Genomic DNA, 24,291 nt, shown 5'->3' on the forward strand with positions numbered 1-24,291 from the left:
AGGTAACCGGCTGTCAGTATTAAAGGGGGGAGGCATTGCCCGATAAGGTTGAAAGATGTTCCTTCTACCTTTTCGGAACATCTTTCAACTCTCTTTCTTTAGAATTCAATTAAGTGTTTTTTGCCGATTTCATCGAGTATTCTGTAGGTTGCATACCGAATTCTTTCTTGAAACAGATCGAAAAATATTTAGGGTCGTTGAACCCCACTTTGTATGCCAGATCAGAGATGCGGATATTCTTATTCTCATCCATGATTTTGCAGGCTGCTTTCAAACGAATGCTCCGTACAAAACTGGTTGTATTGAGTCCTGTGAGTGATTTCATCTTTTTGTGAAGTGTGGTACGACTTGTTGCCATCTCATTGACAAATTGAGTTACGTCAAACTCAGGATCATCCAGATGTCGGTTTACACAGTCAATGGCATCCTGGAGGAATTTCTCATCATCTGAAGTAATATTCGAAAAGAATTGTAGTTTGATATGGTGTACTTTGTCTGTTTCTCCTTTTTGCAGATACTTCCGATTACGCAACATAAGTCTTCGGCGTATTTCCCACCATATCAATCCTAAAAAAGATGCAGTTAGTAAAGCGTAAATAAGATATGCCCACCAGGTAGCCCAGAAAGGAGGTTCGATAAGGATTTCCATTGTCCGCATTTCTCCCCAGTCTCCATTCTCATTGGTGGCTCGTAATTCAAATACATACTCTCCCGCAGGTAATTGAGAATAATATGCATTACGGTTGGCGGCATTCACATAGTGCCAGTCTGTGTCAAAACCTTGCAGCCTGTATGCGTACTTGTTCAGTTGGGGCTGGTTGTAAGTGAGCGATGCAAAGCGGATAGTAAAATTGGTATATGCTGACGGGATGATGAGAGTCTTTGTATAATCGGCAGTAAAAGAGGATATCTTGCTTTTTTGCTGTTCCGGTATTTGTTCCAATGATTTGCCGTCTATTAATATATCCGTTATGCGCAAAGAAATATCAGAGTGTTTCTCCTTCATCATTTCGGAGTCAAAAGTAACTATTCCGCGGCTACATCCGAAATAGAAAGTTCCATTGCGATAAAAAGATGCGTTTTGATTAAAGAAGTTATCTGCTAATCCATCTGCAACAGTAAAAGTCCGTACTCTTCCTTTTTCCTCCCCGGTGATAGTCAATCTTGCCAATCCTTGATTAGTGCCTAACCAAAGGTTTCCATGATTATCTTCTTCCATACTGCCTACCATATCTCCCGGTAAATTGTATGCTTGATGGACGGATTCAAAACAATCATCTTGTACATTATACAGACAAAGTCCGCTTCCTTCTGTGCCTACCCATATTCTGCCGCTTTTATCCAATAGAAAACAAAGGGGAGTATTGACCGGTAACAGTTTGTTCTCCATACAGTAGTTTTGGCAATGTAATGTTTCCGGTTGCTCCATATTTCCAGTTACATGAACTATACCATTATTGTTGGTTGCCAGCCACAAGGAGCCGTCATTATCTTCCATTATGCAGGTAATTTCTTTAGAGAGTAAGGCATCAATGCCAGGCATACGGCTGAAACAATATTCACGACCATCCTTATATCGGACTCCAACTCCCTTATAGGTGCCTAGCCACCAATTCCCCTTATGGTCTTCATGTATCCAATATACCAGATCATGAGGAATGAAATCACAATTTGAAGTCTTATATTGGTGGATAATCTTTCCATTCTGACAAGCCATCACTCCGCCATCATGAATGGCGAGCAGCACTTCTTGGGAAGTAGGGCTGTAGGAAATGTGATAGGGACGTTTGGAGGGTATTAAAGATATCTTCTTGTCTCTCGACTGGTAATCCACTCCATATCCGAAACCAATCCAGGAAGCTCCATTCTCTTCTATATATAAGGTAGAGATCAAATCAGTAAAGAACTTCCCGTTACCACGTGGGTAGAGGACATCAAAAGAACGTGCGTGTGTATCTGTATGAAAAACTCCTGTTCCTTTTGTTCCAATCCACATCAAGCCGTTTTTATCTCGAAAAACGGTGTTCACTTCGCGTACGGGCAAATAATGTTCTGGGTTCGATTCTTTGTAATTGATGAACGTCCCTTCGTTAGCCATATTCATAATGCCAATTCCATCCCGGCTTCCCAGCCATAACGAATGTGTCTGCAAGTCTTCATGGATAGAATAAATATAATCAGAAGGGATAGAGGAAATATTCAGAGGATCGTATCTGTAATTTTTTTCAATAGACAATGTCTGCTTGTCCGAAGAGAAATTAACCTTATAAAGACCATACCCGCTTGTTCCCACCCATAGAACTCCTCTGGAATCCTGAAATAATGACAAAACGGAATTGTTTTCGCTCAATGGAGGGTAATGGGTGAACTTATTCTCTTTTATGTGATAACGGTAGAGCCCGTCTTGCCAGGTACCAATCAGTAAATCACCATTTTCATCTTCAAGTATGGTTTGAACATTCTTTTGTTCGGGTACTTCGCCTTTACAATTCTTGTGTGTCATCAGGACCAATGTATCCTGTCCTGCATCATAATATGCCATTCCACGGATATATCCCAGATAGACTTTGTTCTCTTTGGTTACGTGGATTTCGTTCAAACGATGTTTGTTGATTCCTTCCAGTTGCATTTTTCTCATTTGTCCCGTTTGCTTATCGAGTACACAGAGACCTTCATGAGTTCCTATCCATAGTCTGTGGGAATAGTCTTCTTCTACGCAAAGTACATTATTATTGGTCAGTAGTCCCGGAGTGTAAAGATTTGATTTATATGTTCTGACTTCATAACCATCATACCGGAATAATCCATAGAAGGTGGGAATCCAGATGTAACCGTCCCGATCTTGATAGACCTGATGAACCATACTGTTGGGTAATCCGTCCGGAGTTGAGAATTGTTTGAATTCTAAATTCTTCAGACGATCCTGTGCATGGACGGGAAACATTAATAAAGTTGTTGTAATAAGAAGTAGCCAGAATATTCTATATACCATTATACTGCATTCTATTAGATTCCATTTAACAAATATACAAGATTATCTTTAGATTCTTGCGTAAATAAATAAAAATATGGAATCCGGGAATTACAGTCTATGATTTTAGAGCCTCTATTCTCTTAGTTTAGAGGCTCTGTTTAGTACTAATAGAGCCTCTGTTTACTAGATTTGCAGGCTCTGTTTATTATTAATTTTATACGTCGAATAATTGATTCAACCCCTCGCTCATACTCGGATGTGTGAAGATGAAGTCACGCAGGAACGTAGAAGTCTGTCCTGTCTTCATAGCCATTGCAACCATATTGATCAGTTCCGGAGCATCGGTACAGAATAGGGTACATCCCATAATCTTACCGCTATGGCTATTGATAATAGCTTTCAGCATCCCATCAGTCTGTTGCAAGGTACGCGAACGGACAATGGAGGTTGCCGGCAGTCGGGAGACTTTGAAAGAATACCCCTTTCTCAGTGCCTCCTCTTCCGTAATTCCGATATGTGCCAATGGCGGATCGATAAATACAGCATAAGGCAGAGGATCTCTGTCGTTGATGTCACGTTTCTTGTCCCCGAAAAGCTGATCCCGGATAATACGAAAATCATCCAGTGAGACATAGGTAAATTGCGCTCCTCCTTTTACATCTCCCATTGCCCATATATGAGGGGCATTGGTATGTAATTGGTCATTGACTACAATTGCCCCGTGCGCATCGACTTCTACACCAGCTGCTTGCAGGTTCAGTCCTTCAATCATTGGTTTGCGGCCTGTGGCAATAAGGATCGCATCACCGTCTACAAAGTAAGGAGTGCCGTCCGAAGTATCCGAATAAGTCAGAGTTACCCCGTCGTGTGTATCATGGATCGATTGAGTACGGACATTCAGACGAATCTCGACTCCTTTCTTCTCCATCACTTCCCGAACGCTTTTTGCAATATCCGAATCATTGCGGGGCATGAATCTGTTTCCTGCTTCGAGAAGAGTCACTTTACTTCCGAAGCCAGCGTACATCGAAGCAAACTCCAGTCCGATATAGCCTCCGCCTACAATAATCAGGTGTTTTGGCAGAATATCCAACTCCAGAAGAGTGGTACTGGTGTACACATTTCGACTTTGCTGAATACCCTCTATATTGGGAATAATAGGTGTAGAGCCGGTATTGATAAAAATCTCTTTTCCCTGCAGTTCGATTTCTTCTTCGGGAAGAGCAACTTTCACCGTATTGGCTGAAACGAGAGACCCTTTACCTGTGTAAATAGTCACATTAGGGCGTTTGCTTAATTTCTCGTAGTTATTTTCTCTTAAAAAAGAGGTAAGTTTGTTTTTTCTGGCAATCGCCTGCCTATACATGTTACTCTGCTTATCAAAATCATTGTGATAAAGCAGGGTGGAAATCTCTGATTCGTGAATCAAAGTTTTGGTTGGTATACAGGCTACGTTAGGGCAAGCTCCTCCGTACATTTCATCGGACTGTTCGACGACAGCGACCTGCCATCCTCTGTTGGAAAGTTCGGCAGCCAGTGTTTTTCCTGCCTTGCCGAACCCTATAATAATTGCATCATATTGTTTCATAACTTCCTTTCATTAACGATTTATACTCAGCTATTATAACACATGAAGAGTATATTTGTTTTGCGTCATATCCGGGAAGCAAAGGTGTCCGTAGCGGACAGAATCAGCTTTTTTTCAGTGTTTTGAGTACGCGTTGTGACGAGTCTGAAAGAAGCACTACGGCTCCTGCGAGAATAACGATATCTTTGATAACCAGTCTTCCGGCACCGGACAATAGCGGGAAGCCAAATTCATCTCCACCCAGATTCGGAACCCAGACTTCGGGCGTGGTGACAAGAAAGGATAGTGTGCCTAACGTCATAATGATGGCGAGCGTGTCACCTATCAGCGCTACTTTCGGGAAGAAAATGCCCAGGAATACCAGAATACCGATACTCATGATGAGCGCTCCTAATCCATAGGAGAAAGTATAAGTGCGATTGGCTTCGTGCCAGGCGCGGTTTTCCGGAACGAAGGCTCCTTCCGGATTTTTGTGGTCTTTGTATTCAGGAGCATCTTTCGCATAGAAGAAGCTCATGAAGGGACTGTTGGCTACGAAAGGAACAATTCCGTCGGCTTCGTAGTGGAAATATTTCAGTCCACCGATCCATACGAATACGACTAAGATAGCTACACGGATAAACTTAATTCCGAAATTCTTCAAGCTGGAAGTGAAGGTAAGCAAAGCAATAAATTTCTCTTTCATTTTGCGGTCTTTTTATGGGTTTAACTTTATACCGCAAAGGTCGTGCTTTCTGCATACCTCCGAAATGGCAATACTTCCGCTTCACTTATCAATTCTTCCCAACTTCCGTATTTCTGAACTGTACGGCACTCTGTCCTGTCATGTTTTTGAAAAAACGGCTGAAAGAAGCCTGGTCTTCAAATCCCAGAATATCGGCAATTTCTTTCGCGCTCTTATTGCTGTAGAGCAGGAGGCGTTTGGCTTCCGCTTCCACCCGTTCGTGGATGACCCTTAGCGGAGAAGGCAACTTACATGTTGAGAAAATGTTCGAAAGTGTCTTCGGTGACTTGTGAAGCATATCGGCATAGTCCTGTACCTGCTTTTTGGTCCGGTAATGCTCGTCTACCAGATTGTAATACTGGCGGACAATCTCGAAGCCGGATTCCTTTTCGCGCGTGATATCCAGTCGCTGACGGGCGATTCGGGTGCATTGGATGATGAAACGCTTCAGCAGGATACGTAGCATTTCTTCCTGCAGGCTGTCGGAAACGGTGAACTCGTTTTCCATGGCTTCGGTAATCTGGTCCAGTTGCCGGCGCTCTGCTTCGTTTAGTGTGAAGCGGACAAGGTGGGACGAACCGTTGAAAAGGAAGCCGCTGCACGACACTTCGTGGTCGTTTCCATAGATACAATAGAAGTTGCTGTTGAACAGCAAAGTCATATATTCACCATCTATGGACTTAAATTCAAGATGCTGCAGATGAGTCAGTGAGATAACGTCGTCTTTTGAAAGTACCATCTCTTGATGGTCGATTTCTACTGTAATGCTTCCTTGGCGGACCCATATAAACTTATAGAGTCCTTTTTCTTTTTGCAAAGCTTTCTCTGTCAGATAAGAATCTGTGAGAGCGAGTGTTCCTTTTAGTTTGGTGTGATACTGTTGTAACATAATTTATTCCTCCATGGCTGATGCGTCAAATGACAGCGGTAGTAAATCGCCGATACTTTTTACTTCGTAGATACATTCCCTGCCGTATAGCAGAATACGGATAGGCTGGCCGTAACGTTTTTCCGTTTCCAGAATCACTTGGCGGCAGGCGCCACAAGGAGGAATAGGAGTTTCTATAAAGTCCTTTTCGGTTCTTGCTGCGATAGCGAGGGTATTTACCGGTTGGTCGGGATACTGCGAGTTGGCATAGAACAGGGTAGTACGTTCCGCACAAAGTCCCGACGGGTAAGCTGCGTTCTCCTGATTGGTTCCCGTCACAATGGTTCCGTTGTTCAGCAGTGCGGCGGCGCCTACTGAGAAATGCGAATAAGGAGCGTAGCTGCGGGCGGTTGCTTCCATGGCTGTTTTCATTAATGACCGGTCAGCTTCGTTCAGTTCATCGTATTGATATACTTTGATTATAGCGGTAATTGTGAGGTCCTTCATATCGGTAAATAGGTTAGTTCTACATTATTAATGTTACAAAGTTAGAAAAGAGATTGATAATCCCAATTATTTTTCAGATTTTTGTGTCCGATAATCCACATATAAGTTAAAATGGAGAACAAATTGTATAGACTAGTCTTTCTAACTGCCATTATCTTCTTTGCCGTAGGAGTACAGGCACAAAGACGGAATGCACGTTATGTAGAATATATAAATAAGTATAGTGACTTGGCTGTGGAGCAGATGAAGCTTCACAAAATTCCCGCAAGCATCACTCTGGCACAGGGATTGCTTGAAAGCGGAGCCGGAAACAGCCAGTTGGCACGCAAGAGTAATAATCATTTCGGTATTAAGTGTGGCGGCAGTTGGCGCGGACGTTCGGTACGTCATGATGACGATGCCCGCAATGAATGTTTCCGTGCCTACAAGCATCCCCGCGAGTCGTACGAAGACCATTCCGACTTTCTGAAAAGAGGTGCCCGCTATGCCTTCCTTTTCAAACTCGATATCACCGATTACAAAGGATGGGCACGTGGATTGAAAAAGGCAGGATACGCCACAGACCCTTCCTATGCCAATCGACTGATTACGATTATCGAAGATTACGACCTGTATAAATATGACAGCAAAGGTGTCTACTCGGAACGCAAGTTGCGAAAGAACCCGTGGCTGCTGAGTCCGCATCCGGTGTATATCGCCAATGATATCGCTTATATCGTGGCCCGCAGCGGGGATACTTTCAAGGATTTGGGTAAGGAATTTGATATCAGCTGGAAGAAGTTGGTGAAGTATAACGACTTGCAGCGTGATTATACTTTAGTAGCCGGAGATATCATCTATCTGAAGAGCAAAAAGAAGAAAGCATCCAAGCCTCATACTGTATATATTGTGAAAGATGGTGATTCTATGCATGCCATCTCGCAGAAATATGGTATCCGTCTCAAGAATCTGTACAAGATGAATCGTAAGGACGGAGAATATATTCCGGAGGTAGGAGATCGTTTGCGTCTGCGTTAGAAAACTTTATGCCATACTCATGTGTTATTATGTATGATAAAACATGATTAATATATGAGTCTAAATATTGCAAAGGACAGTAAGAAACGGGTCGTCATTGTAGGCGGTGGTTTCGGTGGCTTGAAGTTGGCTAATAAGCTGAAAAAATCAGGCTTTCAAGTTGTGTTGATAGATAAGAACAACTATCATCAGTTCCCTCCGTTAATTTATCAGGTGGCCTCGGCAGGTATGGAACCGACTTCCATTTCCTTCCCTTTCCGCAAGATATTCCAGCATCGGAAAGATTTTTATTTCCGTATGGCGGAAGTACGTGCTGTTTTCCCCGAAAAGAACATGATACAGACTTCCATAGGGAAGGCGGAATACGACTATCTGGTTCTTGCTGCGGGTACGACGACCAATTTCTTCGGTAATAAACATATCGAAGAGGAGGCCATGCCAATGAAAAACGTGTCCGAAGCTATGGGGCTCAGAAATGCGCTTCTCGCCAACTTGGAGCGTGCTGTGACCTGCTCCAACAAACAGGAACAGCAGGAGTTGCTGAATATCGTTGTCGTAGGTGGTGGTGCCACGGGAGTGGAAGTGGCGGGAGTACTTTCGGAAATGAAGAAATTTGTATTGCCGAATGATTATCCCGATATGCCCAGCAGTCTGATGCATATTTATCTGATAGAAGCGGGTCCGCGGCTACTTGCCGGAATGTCCGAAGACTCATCGAGCCATGCAGAACAGTTCCTCCGTGAAATGGGAGTCAACATTCTTTTAAATAAGCGTGTCACGGATTACCGTGACCATAAGGTGACACTTGAAGACGGCAGTGAGATTGCTACCCGTACTTTTATTTGGGTAAGTGGAGTGACCGGAGTTTCTTTTGGGAATATGAATACGTCCGTAATCGGTCGTGGAGGCCGTATCAAAGTAGATGCCTTCAATCGGGTAGAAGGAACGAATAATGTGTTTGCCATTGGTGACTTATGTATTCTTTCCGGTGACGAAGATTATCCGAACGGACATCCTCAACTGGCACAAGTTGCCATCCAGCAAGGGGAATTGCTGGCAAAGAATCTGATCCGCCTGGAAAAAGGAAAAGAGATGAAGCCTTTTCATTATCGTAACTTGGGGTCGATGGCGACTGTCGGGCGTAATCGTGCCGTGGCGGAATTCAGCAAGGTGAAGATGCAGGGATGGTTTGCCTGGGTAATGTGGCTGGTAGTACATCTGCGCTCTATTCTGGGAGTACGCAATAAAGTAGTGGTGTTGTTGAACTGGGTATGGAATTACTTCACCTATGATCAGTCCATGAGAATGATTGTCTATGCCCGCAAGGCGAAAGAGATCCGTGACCGGGAAGCAATTGAGGCAACTACCCATTGGGGGAAAGACCTCATGCAGGAGCCGCAACCGGCCAAACAAGAACCGCAACCAAACTCAAAAGAAATAGTATAGCACCGTTTTGCGATGGTGTCACTATCCGGTCGGTATAGTGACACTATTACAAGGAGATAGTGACACTATAACAACAGTATAGTGACACCATGTTTTTTAAACGGTAAATTCGTACAAGGTGTCCGATATCGGACACCTTCTCTTTTTTATTATTCTCTGTTAATCAGTTGATTATGCTTTTGGCATAGATTTGGTATAATAAAAGGTAAAACAACTGAAAGTGAAATTGTAAATACTTAGATATGGACAGAGAAATACCCAAAGAAGTGCGTAACAAAGAACGCAATAAAAAGATCATCCGTTATTCATCGATAGGAGTGGCCGGTATAGTTGTTATCGGCATACTTATATCTGTCATGCGGACAGGAGTGGAAAAAAAAGGATCTGGTACTTTCTACAGTTGATAAGGGAATGATTGAAGTTAGTGTCAGTGCCTCCGGCAAGGTAGTCCCTGCATTTGAAGAAATCATCAATTCTCCCATTAACAGCCGTATTGTTGAAGTATATAGAAAAGGTGGAGACAGTGTGGAAATCGGTACTCCGATTCTGAAACTCGACCTTCAGAGCACGGAAACGGAATATAAAAAACTGCTTGACGAAGAACAGATGCGCCGCTATAAGCTGGATCAGCTTCGCGTCAATAATCAGACGAAACTTTCCGATATGGCGATGCAGATTAAGGTCTCTGCCATGAAATTGAGCCGCATGAAAGTGGAACTTCGGAACGAACACTATCTGGACAGTCTGGGAGCGGGAACAACAGATAAAGTGCGTCAGGCAGAATTGAGCTATAACGTAGCACAACTGGAATACGAACAGCTCCAACAACAATATAAGAACGAAAAAGAAGTAGCGGCTGCCGAACTGAAAGTGCAGGAACTGGATTTCAATATCTTCCGTAAAAGTCTTGCCGAAATGAAGCGTACACTGGACGATGCCCAGATTCGGTCTCCGCGTAAAGCGATTCTTACCTACATTAATAATCAGATCGGTGCTCAGATTTCGCAAGGCGGACAGGTGGCCATCATCTCAGACTTAAGCCATTTTAAGGTAGAAGGTGAAATAGCCGATACCTACGGTGACCGGGTAGCTGCCGGAGGAAAAGCGGTTGTAAAGATAGGCAATGACAAACTGGAAGGAACGGTCAGCAGTGTGACACCCCTGTCTAAAAACGGAGTCATTTCTTTTACAGTGCAGTTGAAAGACGATAATAACCACCGTTTACGTTCGGGACTGAAAACGGACGTTTATGTGATGAATGCCGTAAAGGAAGATGTGATGCGGATGGCAAACGCTTCTTTCTATGTGGGACGTGGTGAGTATGATCTTTTTGTCCGGACATCTGATGACGAACTGGTGAAACGTAAAGTACAGCTGGGCGATTCCAACTTTGAATATGTGGAAGTGGTGAGTGGCTTACAACCGGGAGATGTAGTGGTAGTCAGTGATATGAGCTCTTATAAGAACAAGAATAAGCTGAAAATGAGATAAAAACGATCTAAATTAAATACTTATAGTTATGATAACATTGACTTCTCTCTCTAAGATTTACCGTACGGACGAGATTGAAACGGTAGCACTGGAAAACGTGAATCTGACCGTAGACCGCGGAGAATTTCTAAGCATTATGGGGCCGTCCGGATGTGGCAAATCTACTTTGTTGAATATTATGGGACTGCTTGATGCACCCACAACAGGAACTGTTGAAATTAACGGTACGCACACTGAGGGAATGAAAGATAAGCAACTGGCGGCTTTCCGTAACAAAACACTGGGCTTTGTATTCCAGTCTTTCCATCTGATTAATTCACTCAATGTGATGGATAACGTTGAGTTACCGTTACTCTATCGTCGTATCAGCAGCGGTGAACGCAAGCGTTTGGCGAAGGAGGTACTGGAAAAAGTCGGATTGAGTCATCGTATGAATCACTTTCCGACACAGCTTTCCGGTGGTCAGTGTCAGCGTGTGGCCATAGCGCGTGCAATTATCGGTCATCCGGAGATAATTCTGGCCGATGAACCTACCGGTAATCTGGATTCTAAGATGGGTGCCGAAGTCATGGAACTTCTCCATCGGCTGAATAAGGAAGACGGCCGAACTATCGTTATGGTGACGCATAATGAAGAACAGGCGAAACAGACTTCAAGAACTATCCGTTTCTTCGATGGCCGTCAGGTACAGTAATCCCCTTTTAAACTCTAAAAAAGCTAATCATGACAAAGAATATTTTTATAACTGCTGTTGCGGTATTATTAAGTGTAGCCTTTTGCCCGCTTTGGGCACAAAATGTGAGTGAAGATTGTAAAGTAGGCGAATTTTCCGCTATCAATCTGCGGTCGGTAGGTAACATTATTTTCACTCAGTCCGATACTTATTCCTGTCGGATGGAAGGTCCTTTTGAATATGTCGATAAAACAAAAGTAACGGTAAAAGGAGAAACATTGGTTATCGAATATAAGCAGAAGAATGTAAAAAACGTTAAGAACCTGACGTTCTATATCACAGCCCCTGATTTGAAGAGTGTAAAGATCGATGGTGTCGGCAACTTCAATGCTAAAGAAACCCTGAAACTGAAAAATGTAACTTTCAAACTCGATGGAGTGGGAAACTGTGAGGTGAAAAAGCTCCATTGTGATGAGTTGGAATTAATGGTAGACGGGGTAGGGAATATGAATGTCAATGTAAACTGCAATACTGTGAAAGCCAAAGTGGATGGAGTCGGAAATATCAAATTGTCCGGCAAGGCAGACAGAGCTTCTCTGAAGCGTGACGGAGTAGGCAGAATCAATCATAAAGGCCTGAAATGCCCGGATGTGAGCACGAAAGGCTGGGGATTCTGATAAGTATGAAAATGAATGAGAAGATAATGAGATTACAATGATAAAACTCTATTTCAAACAAGCATTTCACCTGTTGAGGGAGAATAAGTTACTTTCTTCTATCTCTATCATAGGTACGGCATTGGCTATTGCTATGATTATGGTGATTGTGATCACATTGCGTGCTACTATTGCACCCTTTGCTCCGGAAAGCTATCGTGACCGTATGTTGATTTTCAGGTATGCGGGATTTCAGTATAAAACAAACGAGAACTGGCAGAGTAACGGACCTGTTTCTTATAAGACAGCGAAAGCCTGTTTTAAAGAAATGGCTGCCCCTGAAGCAGTTACTATAACCAGCAGTTTCTCGGAAACGATGCTGGCTGCCAAGCCAGCGGGAGAGAAGGTTAGTTGCAGTGTATTGCAGGTGGATGATGATTTCTGGAAAGTATTTAAGTTCGATTTCCTTTCGGGATATCCGTTTGATAAGGCTACTTTTGATGCCGGTGCAACCAAAGCAGTAATATCTGAGGATATAGCCCGGCAATTGTTCGGAACATCGGATGTAGTCGGAAAAACATTCCTTTTAAATCACTCCGCTTATATGATTTGTGGAGTTGTGCGTCCCGTATCCAAACTGGCACGGTATGCTTATGCCCAGATTTGGATTCCTTTAAGTTCAACAGATGCGTTTACCGCCAGTTGGGGTGAATATGGAATTATGGGAATGGTGAGTGTCTACATTTTGGCTAAATCTCAGGATGACTTTCCGGCAATCCGTATGGAAGCTGAACGTCTCAGGGACAGATATATGGAAGGTTATCCGGATTATGAATTGCTCTATCGTGACCAGCCGGATACTTATTTTGTGGCGGCGCAACGATATTCAGCCAATAATCCTCCGGCTGTGAAGCAGGCTGTCCGTCAGTATATAATAACGTTAATCATTCTGTTGATCGTACCTGCTGTCAACCTTTCCGGACTGACATTGTCGCGTATGCGCAAACGCCTTTCTGAAATCGGTGTTCGAAAAGCTTTCGGTGCGCCCAGACGCGAACTGATGATACAGGTACTTTCTGAGAATATGCTTTATTCACTGTTGGGTGGAGTGCTCGGATTAATTCTGAGTTATGGCGCAACTTTCTTTTTGGGAAGTATGCTGTTTTCCATTGACTTTATGGGTAATGGTGTGACGGATTTGCGGACCATGTGTATGGATCTGCTGTTTGACCCGGTTGTGTTCTTGCTCGCATTTTTTGCCTGCTTTGCACTTAATTTATTGAGTGCTGCCATTCCGGCATGGAGAGTGACACGGACAAATATTGTGGATGCCATCAATGAGAGATAACCGAAACATTCAACAAACTAATTTTTAAGAAGATGCAACTGTTAAAACAAATATGGAACGAACGTCGCTCGAACGGGTGGCTGTGGGCAGAATTGCTGATTGTTTTCGTGGTGTTGTGGTATATTGTCGATTGGACGTATGCAACAGCGCGTACTTATTACGAACCGCTGGGATATGACATCACCAATACTTACTATCTGGAACTCAGTCTGAAAAACAATAAGAGTGATTCTTATATTCCGAAAGGGCAGAAGGAAACGACGACGGGACAGGACATTGTTGAACTGACTAACCGACTCCGTCGCTTGCCGGAAGTAGAGGCTGTCTCGATATCAGTGAATGCACGTCCGTATATAGGAAGTAATTCCGGCATCCGTTTTCGCCTTGATACGCTGGTGCGCAGTCCGTTGAGACGTCCGGTAACACCGGAGTTTTTTCAGGTGTTCCGTTATCAAAGTGCGGATGGACAGGGATATCAGCCTTTAATGCAGGCTATAAAAAACGGAAATGCGGTTCTCAGCGAGAATATATGGCCTGACGGTTATAAGGGTGACCGTACGTTGTTGGGAAAAGAAGTCATGAATGTGGATGATTCTACAGACGTTTATAAAATAGCTGCCGTATCGACTAAGGTACGTTACAATGATTTTTGGCCAAATTACAGCGATCGCTATATGGCTATTCCTCTTACGGAAGCACAATTGGCCGAGATTAATGATGACCTGTATCCGCTCAATACGGAAGTTTGCCTGCGTGTAAAGCCGAATACGGCTCCCGGCTTTCCGGAGCGTCTGATGGAACAGTCGGATACCCAGTTCAGTGTGGGAAATCTTTTTATACTGAAGGTACACGATTACGAGATGATACGTGAGGATTATAATCGTACCAATGTCAATCAGATGCAGACGCGGTTTTGGATGATGGGCTTTTTGTTGGTGAATATCCTGTTGGGAATAGTCGGTACATTCTGGTTTCGTACCCAGCATCGTCGTGGAGAACTCGGACTTCGTGTCGCAGTCGGTTCCACCCGCATGGGACTCTGGCATCGTCTTAATAAAGAAGGCTTGTTGCTACTGGCACTGGCTGCTTTGCCTGCTGCAATTATTTGTTATAATATAGGTTATCTGGAACTGACGGAAGGTGGTATAGAGTGGAGTATCATTCGTTTTCTTATCACTTTTTGTGTGACAAGTCTTTTGATGGCTTTGATGATACTCATAGGCATTTGGTTCCCCGCCCGGCAGGCGATCCGTATACAGCCGGCAGAAGCCTTACGCGAGGAATAAAAAACTGAAGCTATTTGCATTGTTTTCAATATAATAACTTATCTTTGTAGGCAAAATGTTGAAAAACAATGCTGTTTTTTGCTTATGAACCGACAATATTACTGTTTGTTTGTTGTTTTGTTCTTCGTTGTTTTTGCCCGGGCGGCGGCAGCAGAACATACATACAACATACTTTTTATTCAATCTTATACCTCGCAAACCCCTTGGCATAACGACCTGAATGAGGGGCTGACCAAGGGATTCAAAGAGAATGGACTGAAAGTAAATATTACTACTGAATATTTGGATGCCGATTTTTGGTCATTCAGTTCGGAGAAAGTGATTATGCAGCGTTTTTGTCAGCGTGCCCGTGACAGAAAGACGGATATGATTATCACAGCCAGCGATGAGGCTTTTTACACTCTTTTCTCTTCCGGCGATTCGTTGCCTTACCAAGTTCCGGTTGTGTTTTTCGGAATCAAATATCCCGATAAAGAACTTATAGCGAGTCTTCCCAATGTATGCGGATTCACCGCTAATCCCGATTTTTATGTGATCTTAAAGCAGGCACAAAAGGTATTTCCCCAACGGAAAGAAGTGATATGTGTGATTGACAACAGTTTTCTGAGTAATAAGGGACGTGAGGACTTCAAACAAGAATGGCAGCTTTTTCAGGAAGAGAATCCAGATTACAAGATGAAACTCTACAATACCCAGCATGAATCAACCAATCATATTATTGCGGCTATCTGTTATCCCCGCAATAGTTATGCTCGGGTTGTGGTTGCTCCCAAATGGTCACCGTTCCTTTCGTTTGTAGGCAAGAACTCCAAAGCACCGGTCTTCTCCAGTCAGAATGTGGGGCTGATGAACGGTGTATTTGCGGCATATGACGCAGACGCCTATACCTCTGCGATGTCTGCTGCAAAGAAGGCATCGCGAGTGTTGAAGGGGGAATCTCCCTTGAAACTGGGTGTGACGGAGACGGAACAGGGATTTATTTACGATTATAAACAGCTGGACTTCTTTCATATAGACCCGGATAAGGTTTCCTCCAGTGGCAGTGTTGTTAATCAGCCGTATTGGGAAAGATATAAATTATTGTTTATTCTTCTTTATCCATCTATCCTGGCATTGTTGATCGTCTCTATCGTGTGGCTCATTCGTGTCAACCGTCGTGAAGCTAAGCGACGGATACATGCCCAGACCCGCTTGTTGGTGCAGAATAAACTGGTGGAACAGCGGAATGAGTTTGATAATATCTTCCATTCCATACGCGACGGTGTGATCACATATGATACTGATCTTCATATTCACTTTACCAACCGTTCTCTGCTGAAGATCCTTCATTTACCCTCAGAATCGGGCGGACGGAATTATGAAGGAATGATGGCGGGCAGTATTTTCAAAATATACTATAACGGTCAGGATATCCTTTACAAGATATTGAAGAAGGTGGGAGAGACTGGGCAGAGTGTCATTATTCCCGATGGGGCTTTTATGAAAGAAGTACATAGCGAACATTATTTCCCGGTTTCCGGGGAAGTTGTTCCGATTCATTCAGGCGGGCAGATTACCGGTATGGCACTTTCGGCACGCAACGTATCGGATGAAGAAATGCAGAAACGTTTCTTTGACATGGCCGTGGAGGAAAGTTCTATTTACCCTTGGCAGTTTGATGTGGAGAGTAATAGTTTCATCTTTCCGCAAGGTTTTCTTGTTCGTTTTGGTTATGATGAGTCGATTACTTCCATCACCCGCGACGAAATGGATCGTATGGTTTATCCGGAGGATTTGAAGGAAATGCGTATTCTCTTTGATAAAACATTGGCGGGAAAAGAAACCAATACCCGTTTGAATTTCCGTCAGCGCAATGCCAATGGAGAATATGAATGGTGGGAATACCGTTCCTCTGTTATTTCCGGTCTGACGAGAGATTCGCTATATAATATATTAGGTGTATGCCAAAGTATCCAACGTTATAAGACAGCAGAACAGGAAATGAGGGAGGCGCGTGATAAGGCACTTCAGGCTGACAAACTGAAATCTGCTTTCCTTGCCAATATGAGTCATGAAATCCGTACACCACTGAATGCTATTGTCGGTTTCTCCGACTTGTTGAGCGATACAAGCGGCTTTACAGAAGAGGAAATAGGGCAATTTATAGCAACGATCAATAAGAATTGCGGATTGTTACTTGCATTGATTAATGATATTCTCGATCTGTCGCGTATCGAGTCAGGAACAATGGAATTTATGTTTGCCAATCATAATTTGCCTCTGCTGCTGAAGACAGTGCATGATTCTCAACAACTGAATATGCCTCCGAGAGTGGAACTGTTGCTTCGTATGCCCGATAATGAGAAAAAATATCTGGTGACAGATAATGTCCGTCTCCAACAAGTCGTCAATAATCTGATCAATAATGCTGCCAAGTTTACGACTTACGGTTCCATTACTTTCGGATATGAGGAAGATGAAGATCCCGAATATACCCGAATCTTTGTGGAAGATACGGGAGTCGGCATTTCCGAAGAAGGTATCCGTCATATCTTCGAACGATTCTATAAGGTGGACAACTTTACACAGGGAGCCGGTCTTGGATTGAGTATCTGCCAGACGATTGTCGAACGTCTGAGAGGAACGATCTTTGTGACTTCCGAAGTAGGCAGGGGAACTCGCTTTACTGTACGTATCCCGAATTTCTGCGAATAAGACTGAACGTTCATTTCTGTGCATAGTGTCCGAAAATGAACACTGATACATTTCTCTAACCGATTGATAGTAAATGTATTATTCTTTTGGCACATGGTTTGATTCTATCTGACTGGAAAATACCGTGTACAATGAAAAAGAAAAGTATATTGTTTGTTCTGGCTGCAATCTGTCTGCCTTTGGCAGTGTCGGCACAGAAAGAGAGGGAAATCACCTTGAACGAAGCTATCGCTATGGCGCGTATGCAGTCTGTTGACGCTGCCGTTGCCTTGAATGAGTTGAAAACATCTTATTGGGAATATCGCACATTCCGTGCCGATCTTCTTCCGGAAATCAATCTGAAAGGAACACTGCCTAATTACAATAAATCTTACGGCTCCTATCAGAATCCGGACGGTTCTTACAGCTTTGTCCGCAACAGCGCCTTAGGTCTTTCCGGTGAACTTTCCATCGACCAGAATATCTGGCTTACCGGTGGACAACTTTCACTAACCTCTTCCCTCGACTACCTAAAGCAACTGGGTAATAGCGGTGATCGCCATCTGATGTCCGTTCCTGTTACTTTAAAACTGACCCAACCTATTCTTGGTGTGAATAATGTGAAGTGGAACAGGCGTATAGAACCTGTGCGATATGCCGAAGCGAAAGCGGAATTTATCACAGCTACCGAAGAAGTGACGATGCGGGCTATTACCTATTACTTTGATCTGCTGTTGGCGAAGGAGACTCTTGGAACCGCCCGTCAGAACTTGACGAATGCCAATCAGCTTTACGAAGTGGCTATAGCTAAACGCAAGATGGGACAGATTTCGGAAAATGAACTTCTCCAGTTAAAACTTTCGGCATTGAATGCAAAGGCTGCGTTGACCGAAGCCGAAAGTGATCTGAATGCCAAGATGTTCCAGCTTCGTGCCTTTCTGGGAGTGGGAGAGGATGAAATCCTCGGTCCTGTCGTTCCCGAGTCGGTAGATTGTGGTAAAATGGAATATAATATGGTTTTGAATAAAGCGCTGGAACGTAATTCTTTTGCCCAGAATATTCGTCGCCGTCAGTTGGAGGCCGATTATGCGGTAGCTACGGCACGTGGTAATCTGCGTAGCATTAATTTGTTTGCCAGTGTAGGATATACGGGAGAGAGTCGTGAACTTTCCAGTGTCTACAGGAACTTGCAGGATAATCAGATTGTGCAGGTAGGCGTTCAGATTCCGATTCTGGACTGGGGAAAGAGACGCGGAAAGGTACGGGTAGCGAAAAGCAACCGCGATGTAGTGCTTTCGAAGATCCGGCAGGAACAGATCAACTTCAATCAGGACATATTCTTGCTGGTAGAGCATTTCAATAATCAGGCACAGCAATTGGAGATAGCCAAAGAGGCGGATGGCATAGCTCAGCAACGTTACAAAACCAGTATTGAAACCTTCCTGATTGGTAAAATCAATACACTGGATTTGAATGATGCCCAGAACGCCAAAGACGAGGCACGCCGGAAACACATCTCCGAACTTTATTATTACTGGTATTACTTTTATCAGATCCGTAGTCTGACTCTCTGGGATTTCCAGGCTAACACGGAGTTGGAAGCAGATTTTGATGAAATAGTGCGACAATAGGGATTAATCGGGCTATTTGTTGCTTGTATTGAGTATTTACAATATCTTTGTCACAAGTAATTTAAACTATGATTTTAATAATAGACGACGACAGTGCGGTACGCTCTTCACTCAGTTTTATGTTGAAGCGGGCTGGATATGAAGCACAAACGGTTTCCGGTCCCCGGGAAGCTATGGAGGTGGTGCGTTCCGTAGCACCGGATTTAATCTTAATGGATATGAACTTCACCCTTTCTACTACAGGTGAAGAAGGGCTGACTTTGCTCAGGCAAGTGAAAATATTCCGTCCGGAAACTCCGGTGATACTGATGACCGCCTGGGGAAGCATACAGCTTGCCGTGCAAGGTATGCAGGCAGGAGCCTTCGATTTTATCACCAAACCTTGGAATAATGCGGCATTGTTGCAGCGTATCGAGACGGCTTTGGAACTGGCAGGCTCTCCCAAAGAGACAACGCAGGAACAGAATGACGCTTTCGACCGTCGTCATATCATCGGCCGTAGTCAGGGACTGACGGAAGTACTGAACACCATTGCCCGTATAGCAAAGACGAATGCTTCCGTACTGATCACCGGAGAAAGTGGGACGGGCAAGGAACTGATAGCCGAGGCGATACACATCAACAGCCAGCGTGCCAAACAGCCTTTTGTCAAGGTGAACTTGGGAGGAATCTCCCAAAGTCTGTTCGAAAGTGAAATGTTCGGCCATAAGAAAGGAGCTTTTACGGATGCTTCCTCCGACCGTATCGGACGCTTTGAGATGGCGAATAAAGGAACCATCTTTCTGGACGAGATCGGTGATCTCGACCCTTCCTGTCAAGTGAAGCTCTTGCGGGTGTTACAAGATCAGACGTTTGAAGTATTGGGAGACAGCCGTCCCCGTAAGACGGATATTCGTGTCGTCTCTGCTACCAATGCCGATTTGCGTAAGATGGTGGGCGAACGTACTTTCCGCGAAGATTTGTTTTATCGTATTAATCTGATTACCGTCAGACTGCCGGCTTTGCGTGAGCGTCGGGAGGATATTCCCTTGCTGGCACGTCACTTTGCCGATCGTCAGGCGGAGGCCAACGGTTTTCCTCGCACCGAATTTTCGGCGGATGCCTTGCAGTTTCTGAGTCGCTTACCTTATCCGGGAAATATTCGTGAATTGAAGAATCTGGTAGAACGTACGATTTTGGTCAATGGAAAGCCGACGCTTGATGCCGCCGACTTTGATGCTCAGTATATCCGTCACGAAGATCAGAAAGTCGCCGAAGGCGCATCCTTTGCTGGTATGACTCTGGATGAAATAGAACGGCAGACGATTTTGCAGGCTTTGGAGCGTCATAAGGGAAATCTGAGTCAGGTAGCTACAGCGCTTGGCATCAGTCGTGCCGCCCTTTACCGTCGTCTGGAGAAGTTTGGAATCAGTGTTTAGCAGATAGATGTTACTATTATTATGCGTATAAAAGGATTCTTTGGTATACTCGTTTTCCTGCTTCTGGTCTTGGGGGGTGGATTGCTTTTCCTTTCAAGCCGGTTGAATATGATCTATTTCTATATAGGAGAGGGGTTGGTCCTTTTTATCCTGTGTTATCTCCCGTTTTTCTATCGTAAGATTGTGAAACCGCTGAACTCTATCGGAAGCGGTATGGAACTGTTGCGCGAACAGGATTTCAGCAGCCGGTTAAGTCCCGTGGGGCAATATGAAGCTGACCGTATCGTGAACGTCTTCAACCGGATGATGGAGCAACTAAAGAATGAACGTCTCCGTCTCCGCGAACAGAATAACTTCCTTGACCTGCTGATTAAAGCCTCTCCGATGGGAGTCATCCTCACCACATTGGACGAGGACCTTTCCGAGCTGAACCCGATGGCGCAGAAAATGCTGGGTGTCCGTCAGGAAGATGTTCTGGGTAAAAAGATGAACGAGATAGATTCTCCGCTTGCCGCCGAGTTGGCAAACGTACCGAAAGGAGAAACGGCTACCGTCCGTCTGAATGATTCGAATATTTATAGGTGTACGCATTCCTCTTTTATTGACCGTGGATTTCAGCACCCCTTCTTCCTGATAGAAAGTCTGACGGACGAAGTGATGAAGGCAGAGAAGAAAGCCTACGAGAAAGTAATCCGCATGATTGCCCACGAAGTGAACAACACTACTGCCGGAATAACCTCCACACTGGATACGGTAGAACAGGCGCTTTCTACCGAAGAAGGCATGGATGATATTTGCGATGTCATGCGTGTATGTACCGAACGCTGTTTCTCTATGAGCCGTTTCATCACCCGTTTTGCCGATGTAGTGAAGATTCCCGAACCGACGCTCACGCTTGTCGACCTGAATGACCTCGCATTTACATGCAAACGTTTTATGGAAGGTATGTGTACCGACCGGAACATAAAACTTCGTCTGGAGATAGACGAAACGCTGAAAGAGGTAAAAATGGATGCCTCCCTCTTCGAACAGGTATTGGTAAACATCATCAAGAATGCTGCGGAAAGCATCGAGAAGGATGGAGAGATTATCGTCCGCACCCTTTCTCCTGCCATTGTCGAAGTGGTGGACAACGGCAAGGGAATCAGCAAAGAGGTGGAAGCGAAGCTGTTCAGCCCGTTCTTCTCCACCAAGCCCAATGGTCAGGGAATCGGACTGATCTTTATCCGGGAGGTTCTGATGCGTCACGGCTGTACCTTCTCTCTGCGGACTTATGCCGACGGATTGACCAGATTCCGTATTCTTTTTCCCTGATCAAATGTCAAACGAGAACAGTTCTTCCGCTATATAGACCTTTTTTTGTTCTGAAATCCCTCCTACCTTTGCCCCGCTCAATTCAATAGGATGTTAAGGTATAAGATATGAGATTAATAATTAAAGGTGCAGTAGCGCTCTTTCTTTTATTGGCTATCAGTATTCCGCTAAGTGCCCAATACATAGTGCAGGGTGTGGTGACTGATTCTCTGACCAGAGAACCCTTATCTTATGTATCTGTACGTCTGAAAAACACGACCGAAGGAACGACTACCGGAAGTGACGGACGCTTTTATTTCAAAACTCATCGCTCCGAAGGAGTGCTTGTGATCTCAACCGTAGGCTATAATGAATATAGCCGGCTGATCCATCCGGCACGTAATCTTTCGTATAAAGTAGCACTTTCTCCCGCTACATATGCGCTCAACGAAGTATTGGTGAAGCCTAAACGCGAGCATTACCGTAAGAAAGACAATCCCGCTGTGGAGTTTGTCCGTCGGATGATAGAACATCGTGACGACCATTCTCCTAATGAGAAAGACTTCTGGCAGCGCGACCGTTATGAGAAGACTACCTTTGCGCTGAACAACTTCGACGAAGAGAAACAGAAGAAATGGCTATACCGCAAATTTGATTTCCTGACAGAATATGTAGACACCTCTGCCGTCACCGGAAAACCGATACTGACCGTATCTGCCCGTGAACTTCTTGCTACGGACTACTACCGCAAATCTCCTCATTCCGAAAAGCAGTGGGTGAAGGGACGCAAGCAGGCAGGAGTCGATGAGTTCCTTTCCAAACAAGGTATGCAGGCTGCTATTAATGAAGTCTTTAAAGACGTGGACATTTACGAGAACAACATCTCCCTGTTCACCAATAAGTTCGTCAGCCCCTTATCCCGCATCGGGACAGGATTCTACAAATATTATCTGATGGATACCTTGCAGATCGGCGGTGAAACCTGTGCGGACCTTGCTTTCACCCCCTTTAATTCCGAATCTTTCGGTTTTAACGGGCACTTGTATGTCACGCTCGACTCTACCTACTTTGTCAAACGTGCCGTACTTAACTTCCCGAAGAAGATCAATCTGAACTTTGTCGATTATATGCTGCTTGAACAGGAATTTAAGCGGGCAGAAGACGGTACTCGTCTGCTCGACCATGAAAGTATCACCGTAGAATTCAAACTGACCGAAGGACAGGATGGTATCTTTGCCCGTCGGGTGGCGGATTACAGTCGTTATTCTTTCCTTCCGACCGAGGAAGCCGATAAAGCCTTCACCAAACCGGAACGTATCATCGAAGAAACCGAAGCGCTGTCCCGACCCGAAACTTTCTGGGCGGAGAACCGTCCGCAAGCAGCCATCTCGCAACAGGAGAACTCCGTAGACCGCCTGATGGCGCAACTGCGTGGCTATCCGGTCTATTATTGGACGGAAAAGGTGCTATCCATTCTCTTCACCGGATACATCCCGACCTCTAAAGAAGCCCCTCTTTTCTATATCGGTCCCATGAATGCCACCATCAGCGGGAATACGCTGGAAGGACCGCGTATCCGTGCCGGTGGAATGACGACTGCATGGCTCAACCCTCATCTGTTCGGCAAAGGCTATATCGCTTATGGCTTCAAAGACGAAAGGCTGAAAGGACTGGCGGAAGTAGAATACTCCTTTAAAAAGAAAAAGGAATATGCCAATGAATTTCCCATCCATTCACTGAAAGTACGTTATGAATCGGACGTAAACCAATACGGACAAAACTATCTGTACACAAGCAAAGACAATGTCTTCCTTGCCTTGAAGCGTGAGAAAGATGATCGTATCGGCTATTACCGGCAAGCGGAAATGACCTATACCAATGAGTTTTATTCCGGTTTCTCCTTCCAGCTAACGGCACGCAGGCGAACGGATGAATCGAGCTACCTGATTCCTTTTCTGCGGAAAGACGGTGAGGTTTACTCTCCGGTTAAAGACTTCTCTACCAGTGCGGCGGAGTTGAAGCTGCGCTATGCCCCGAACGAGAAATTCTTTCAGACACAATGGAACCGCTTCCCTGTATCGCTGGATGCTCCGGTGTTTACACTGTCGCACACCATTGCCGGAAAAGGAGTACTGGGAAGTGATTACACCTATAATCATACCGAAGCGGGTATACAGAAACGTTTCTGGTTTTCTGCTTTCGGCTATACGGATATTATCCTGAAAGCAGGGAAGGTATGGGATAAAGTTCCCTTTCCGTTGCTCATTATGCCGAATGCGAACCTTTCCTACACCATTCAGCCGGAATCCTATTCGTTAATGAATGCTATGGAGTTTATGAATGATGAATACTTTTCGTGGGACGTCACCTATTTCCTCAACGGGTGGTTGTTCAATCGTATCCCATTGTTGAAAAAACTGAAATGGAGGGAAATAGTTTCCTTTCGTGGACTTTATGGGCATTTGAGTGATAAGAATAATCCGGATATGACAGACGGTTTGTTCGCTTTTCCGATAGCAAGTACCCGTACAATGGGAAAAACACCTTACGTGGAGGCGGGTGTGGGTATTGAAAACATTTTCAAGGTATTACGTTTAGACTACGTCTGGCGGCTCACATATAGGGATTCGCCCGATATTGACAAGTCCGGCCTGAGGATAAGTCTTCACATGACCTTCTAAAAGTTAAATCCTGCTAA

Annotated in this window: 16 protein-coding genes and 1 pseudogene; 12 read left to right on the top strand and 5 right to left on the bottom strand. The window is 44.5% G+C overall.

The genetic code is table 11. The annotated features are described in order from the left end of the window. Window positions 1–109: 109 nt before the first annotated feature. From HMPREF9007_RS09375 to cdd, 5 genes are all read right to left on the bottom strand, one after another. Window positions 110–2,995: a two-component regulator propeller domain-containing protein gene (locus HMPREF9007_RS09375; protein ID WP_128567863.1), complete on the bottom strand. Its 2,886-nt coding sequence runs from the start codon at window positions 2,993–2,995 to the stop codon at window positions 110–112. Between the two features lie 193 nt (window positions 2,996–3,188). Beyond that, on the bottom strand, window positions 3,189–4,562 hold the full coding sequence (locus HMPREF9007_RS09370) for an FAD-dependent oxidoreductase (protein WP_008762225.1): 1,374 nt from the start codon (window positions 4,560–4,562) through the stop codon (window positions 3,189–3,191). A 103-nt stretch (window positions 4,563–4,665) separates the two neighbouring features. Next, on the bottom strand, window positions 4,666–5,247 hold the full coding sequence (locus HMPREF9007_RS09365; RefSeq protein ID WP_008762226.1) for a DUF417 family protein: 582 nt from the start codon (window positions 5,245–5,247) through the stop codon (window positions 4,666–4,668). Window positions 5,248–5,335: 88 nt separating this feature from the next. Then, on the bottom strand, window positions 5,336–6,175 hold the full coding sequence (locus tag HMPREF9007_RS09360; protein ID WP_008762227.1) for a helix-turn-helix domain-containing protein: 840 nt from the start codon (window positions 6,173–6,175) through the stop codon (window positions 5,336–5,338). Between the two features lie 3 nt (window positions 6,176–6,178). Continuing rightward, window positions 6,179–6,661 (bottom strand): cytidine deaminase, encoded by a 483-nt coding sequence (gene cdd, locus HMPREF9007_RS09355; protein ID WP_008762228.1) that lies wholly within the window; start codon window positions 6,659–6,661, stop codon window positions 6,179–6,181. A gap of 111 nt (window positions 6,662–6,772) precedes the next feature. Between cdd and HMPREF9007_RS09350 the strand changes: the two genes are divergently transcribed. The 12 genes and pseudogenes from HMPREF9007_RS09350 to HMPREF9007_RS09295 all read left to right on the top strand — a co-directional run bounded on the left by HMPREF9007_RS09350 (window position 6,773) and on the right by HMPREF9007_RS09295 (window position 24,274). Continuing rightward, window positions 6,773–7,678 (top strand): glucosaminidase domain-containing protein, encoded by a 906-nt coding sequence (locus HMPREF9007_RS09350; protein WP_008762229.1) that lies wholly within the window; start codon window positions 6,773–6,775, stop codon window positions 7,676–7,678. A gap of 54 nt (window positions 7,679–7,732) precedes the next feature. Continuing rightward, window positions 7,733–9,124 carry an NAD(P)/FAD-dependent oxidoreductase gene (locus HMPREF9007_RS09345; RefSeq protein WP_008762230.1) on the top strand — a complete coding sequence of 464 codons (1,392 nt, stop codon included), beginning with the start codon at window positions 7,733–7,735 and terminating at the stop codon, window positions 9,122–9,124. 242 nt (window positions 9,125–9,366) lie between these two features. After that, window positions 9,367–10,615, top strand: a pseudogene (locus HMPREF9007_RS09340) (efflux RND transporter periplasmic adaptor subunit). Between the two features lie 28 nt (window positions 10,616–10,643). After that, entirely contained in the window at window positions 10,644–11,309 is a 666-nt protein-coding gene (locus HMPREF9007_RS09335) for an ABC transporter ATP-binding protein (protein ID WP_008762231.1), read from the top strand. A gap of 29 nt (window positions 11,310–11,338) precedes the next feature. Further along, the gene (locus tag HMPREF9007_RS09330; RefSeq protein ID WP_008762232.1) at window positions 11,339–11,965 is read left to right on the top strand and encodes a DUF2807 domain-containing protein; all 627 of its coding nucleotides are present in this window, start codon (window positions 11,339–11,341) and stop codon (window positions 11,963–11,965) included. 37 nt (window positions 11,966–12,002) lie between these two features. Further along, window positions 12,003–13,292 (top strand): ABC transporter permease, encoded by a 1,290-nt coding sequence (locus tag HMPREF9007_RS09325; protein WP_008762233.1) that lies wholly within the window; start codon window positions 12,003–12,005, stop codon window positions 13,290–13,292. 32 nt (window positions 13,293–13,324) lie between these two features. Beyond that, window positions 13,325–14,578, top strand: a complete 1,254-nt coding sequence (locus HMPREF9007_RS09320) for an FtsX-like permease family protein (protein ID WP_008762234.1) — start codon at window positions 13,325–13,327, stop codon at window positions 14,576–14,578. Window positions 14,579–14,662: 84 nt separating this feature from the next. Continuing rightward, entirely contained in the window at window positions 14,663–17,272 is a 2,610-nt protein-coding gene (locus HMPREF9007_RS09315) for an ABC transporter substrate binding protein (protein WP_008762235.1), read from the top strand. Window positions 17,273–17,403: 131 nt separating this feature from the next. Further along, entirely contained in the window at window positions 17,404–18,882 is a 1,479-nt protein-coding gene (locus HMPREF9007_RS09310; protein WP_008762236.1) for a TolC family protein, read from the top strand. A gap of 68 nt (window positions 18,883–18,950) precedes the next feature. Further along, on the top strand, window positions 18,951–20,300 hold the full coding sequence (locus HMPREF9007_RS09305) for a sigma-54 dependent transcriptional regulator (protein WP_008762237.1): 1,350 nt from the start codon (window positions 18,951–18,953) through the stop codon (window positions 20,298–20,300). A 21-nt stretch (window positions 20,301–20,321) separates the two neighbouring features. After that, window positions 20,322–21,614: an ATP-binding protein gene (locus HMPREF9007_RS09300; RefSeq protein ID WP_008762238.1), complete on the top strand. Its 1,293-nt coding sequence runs from the start codon at window positions 20,322–20,324 to the stop codon at window positions 21,612–21,614. A gap of 107 nt (window positions 21,615–21,721) precedes the next feature. After that, window positions 21,722–24,274 carry a DUF5686 and carboxypeptidase-like regulatory domain-containing protein gene (locus HMPREF9007_RS09295; protein WP_008762239.1) on the top strand — a complete coding sequence of 851 codons (2,553 nt, stop codon included), beginning with the start codon at window positions 21,722–21,724 and terminating at the stop codon, window positions 24,272–24,274. The last annotated feature ends 17 nt before the right edge of the window (window positions 24,275–24,291 follow it).

The sequence above is a fragment of the Bacteroides sp. 1_1_14 genome (assembly GCF_000162515.1).
Classification (GTDB): domain Bacteria; phylum Bacteroidota; class Bacteroidia; order Bacteroidales; family Bacteroidaceae; genus Bacteroides; species Bacteroides thetaiotaomicron.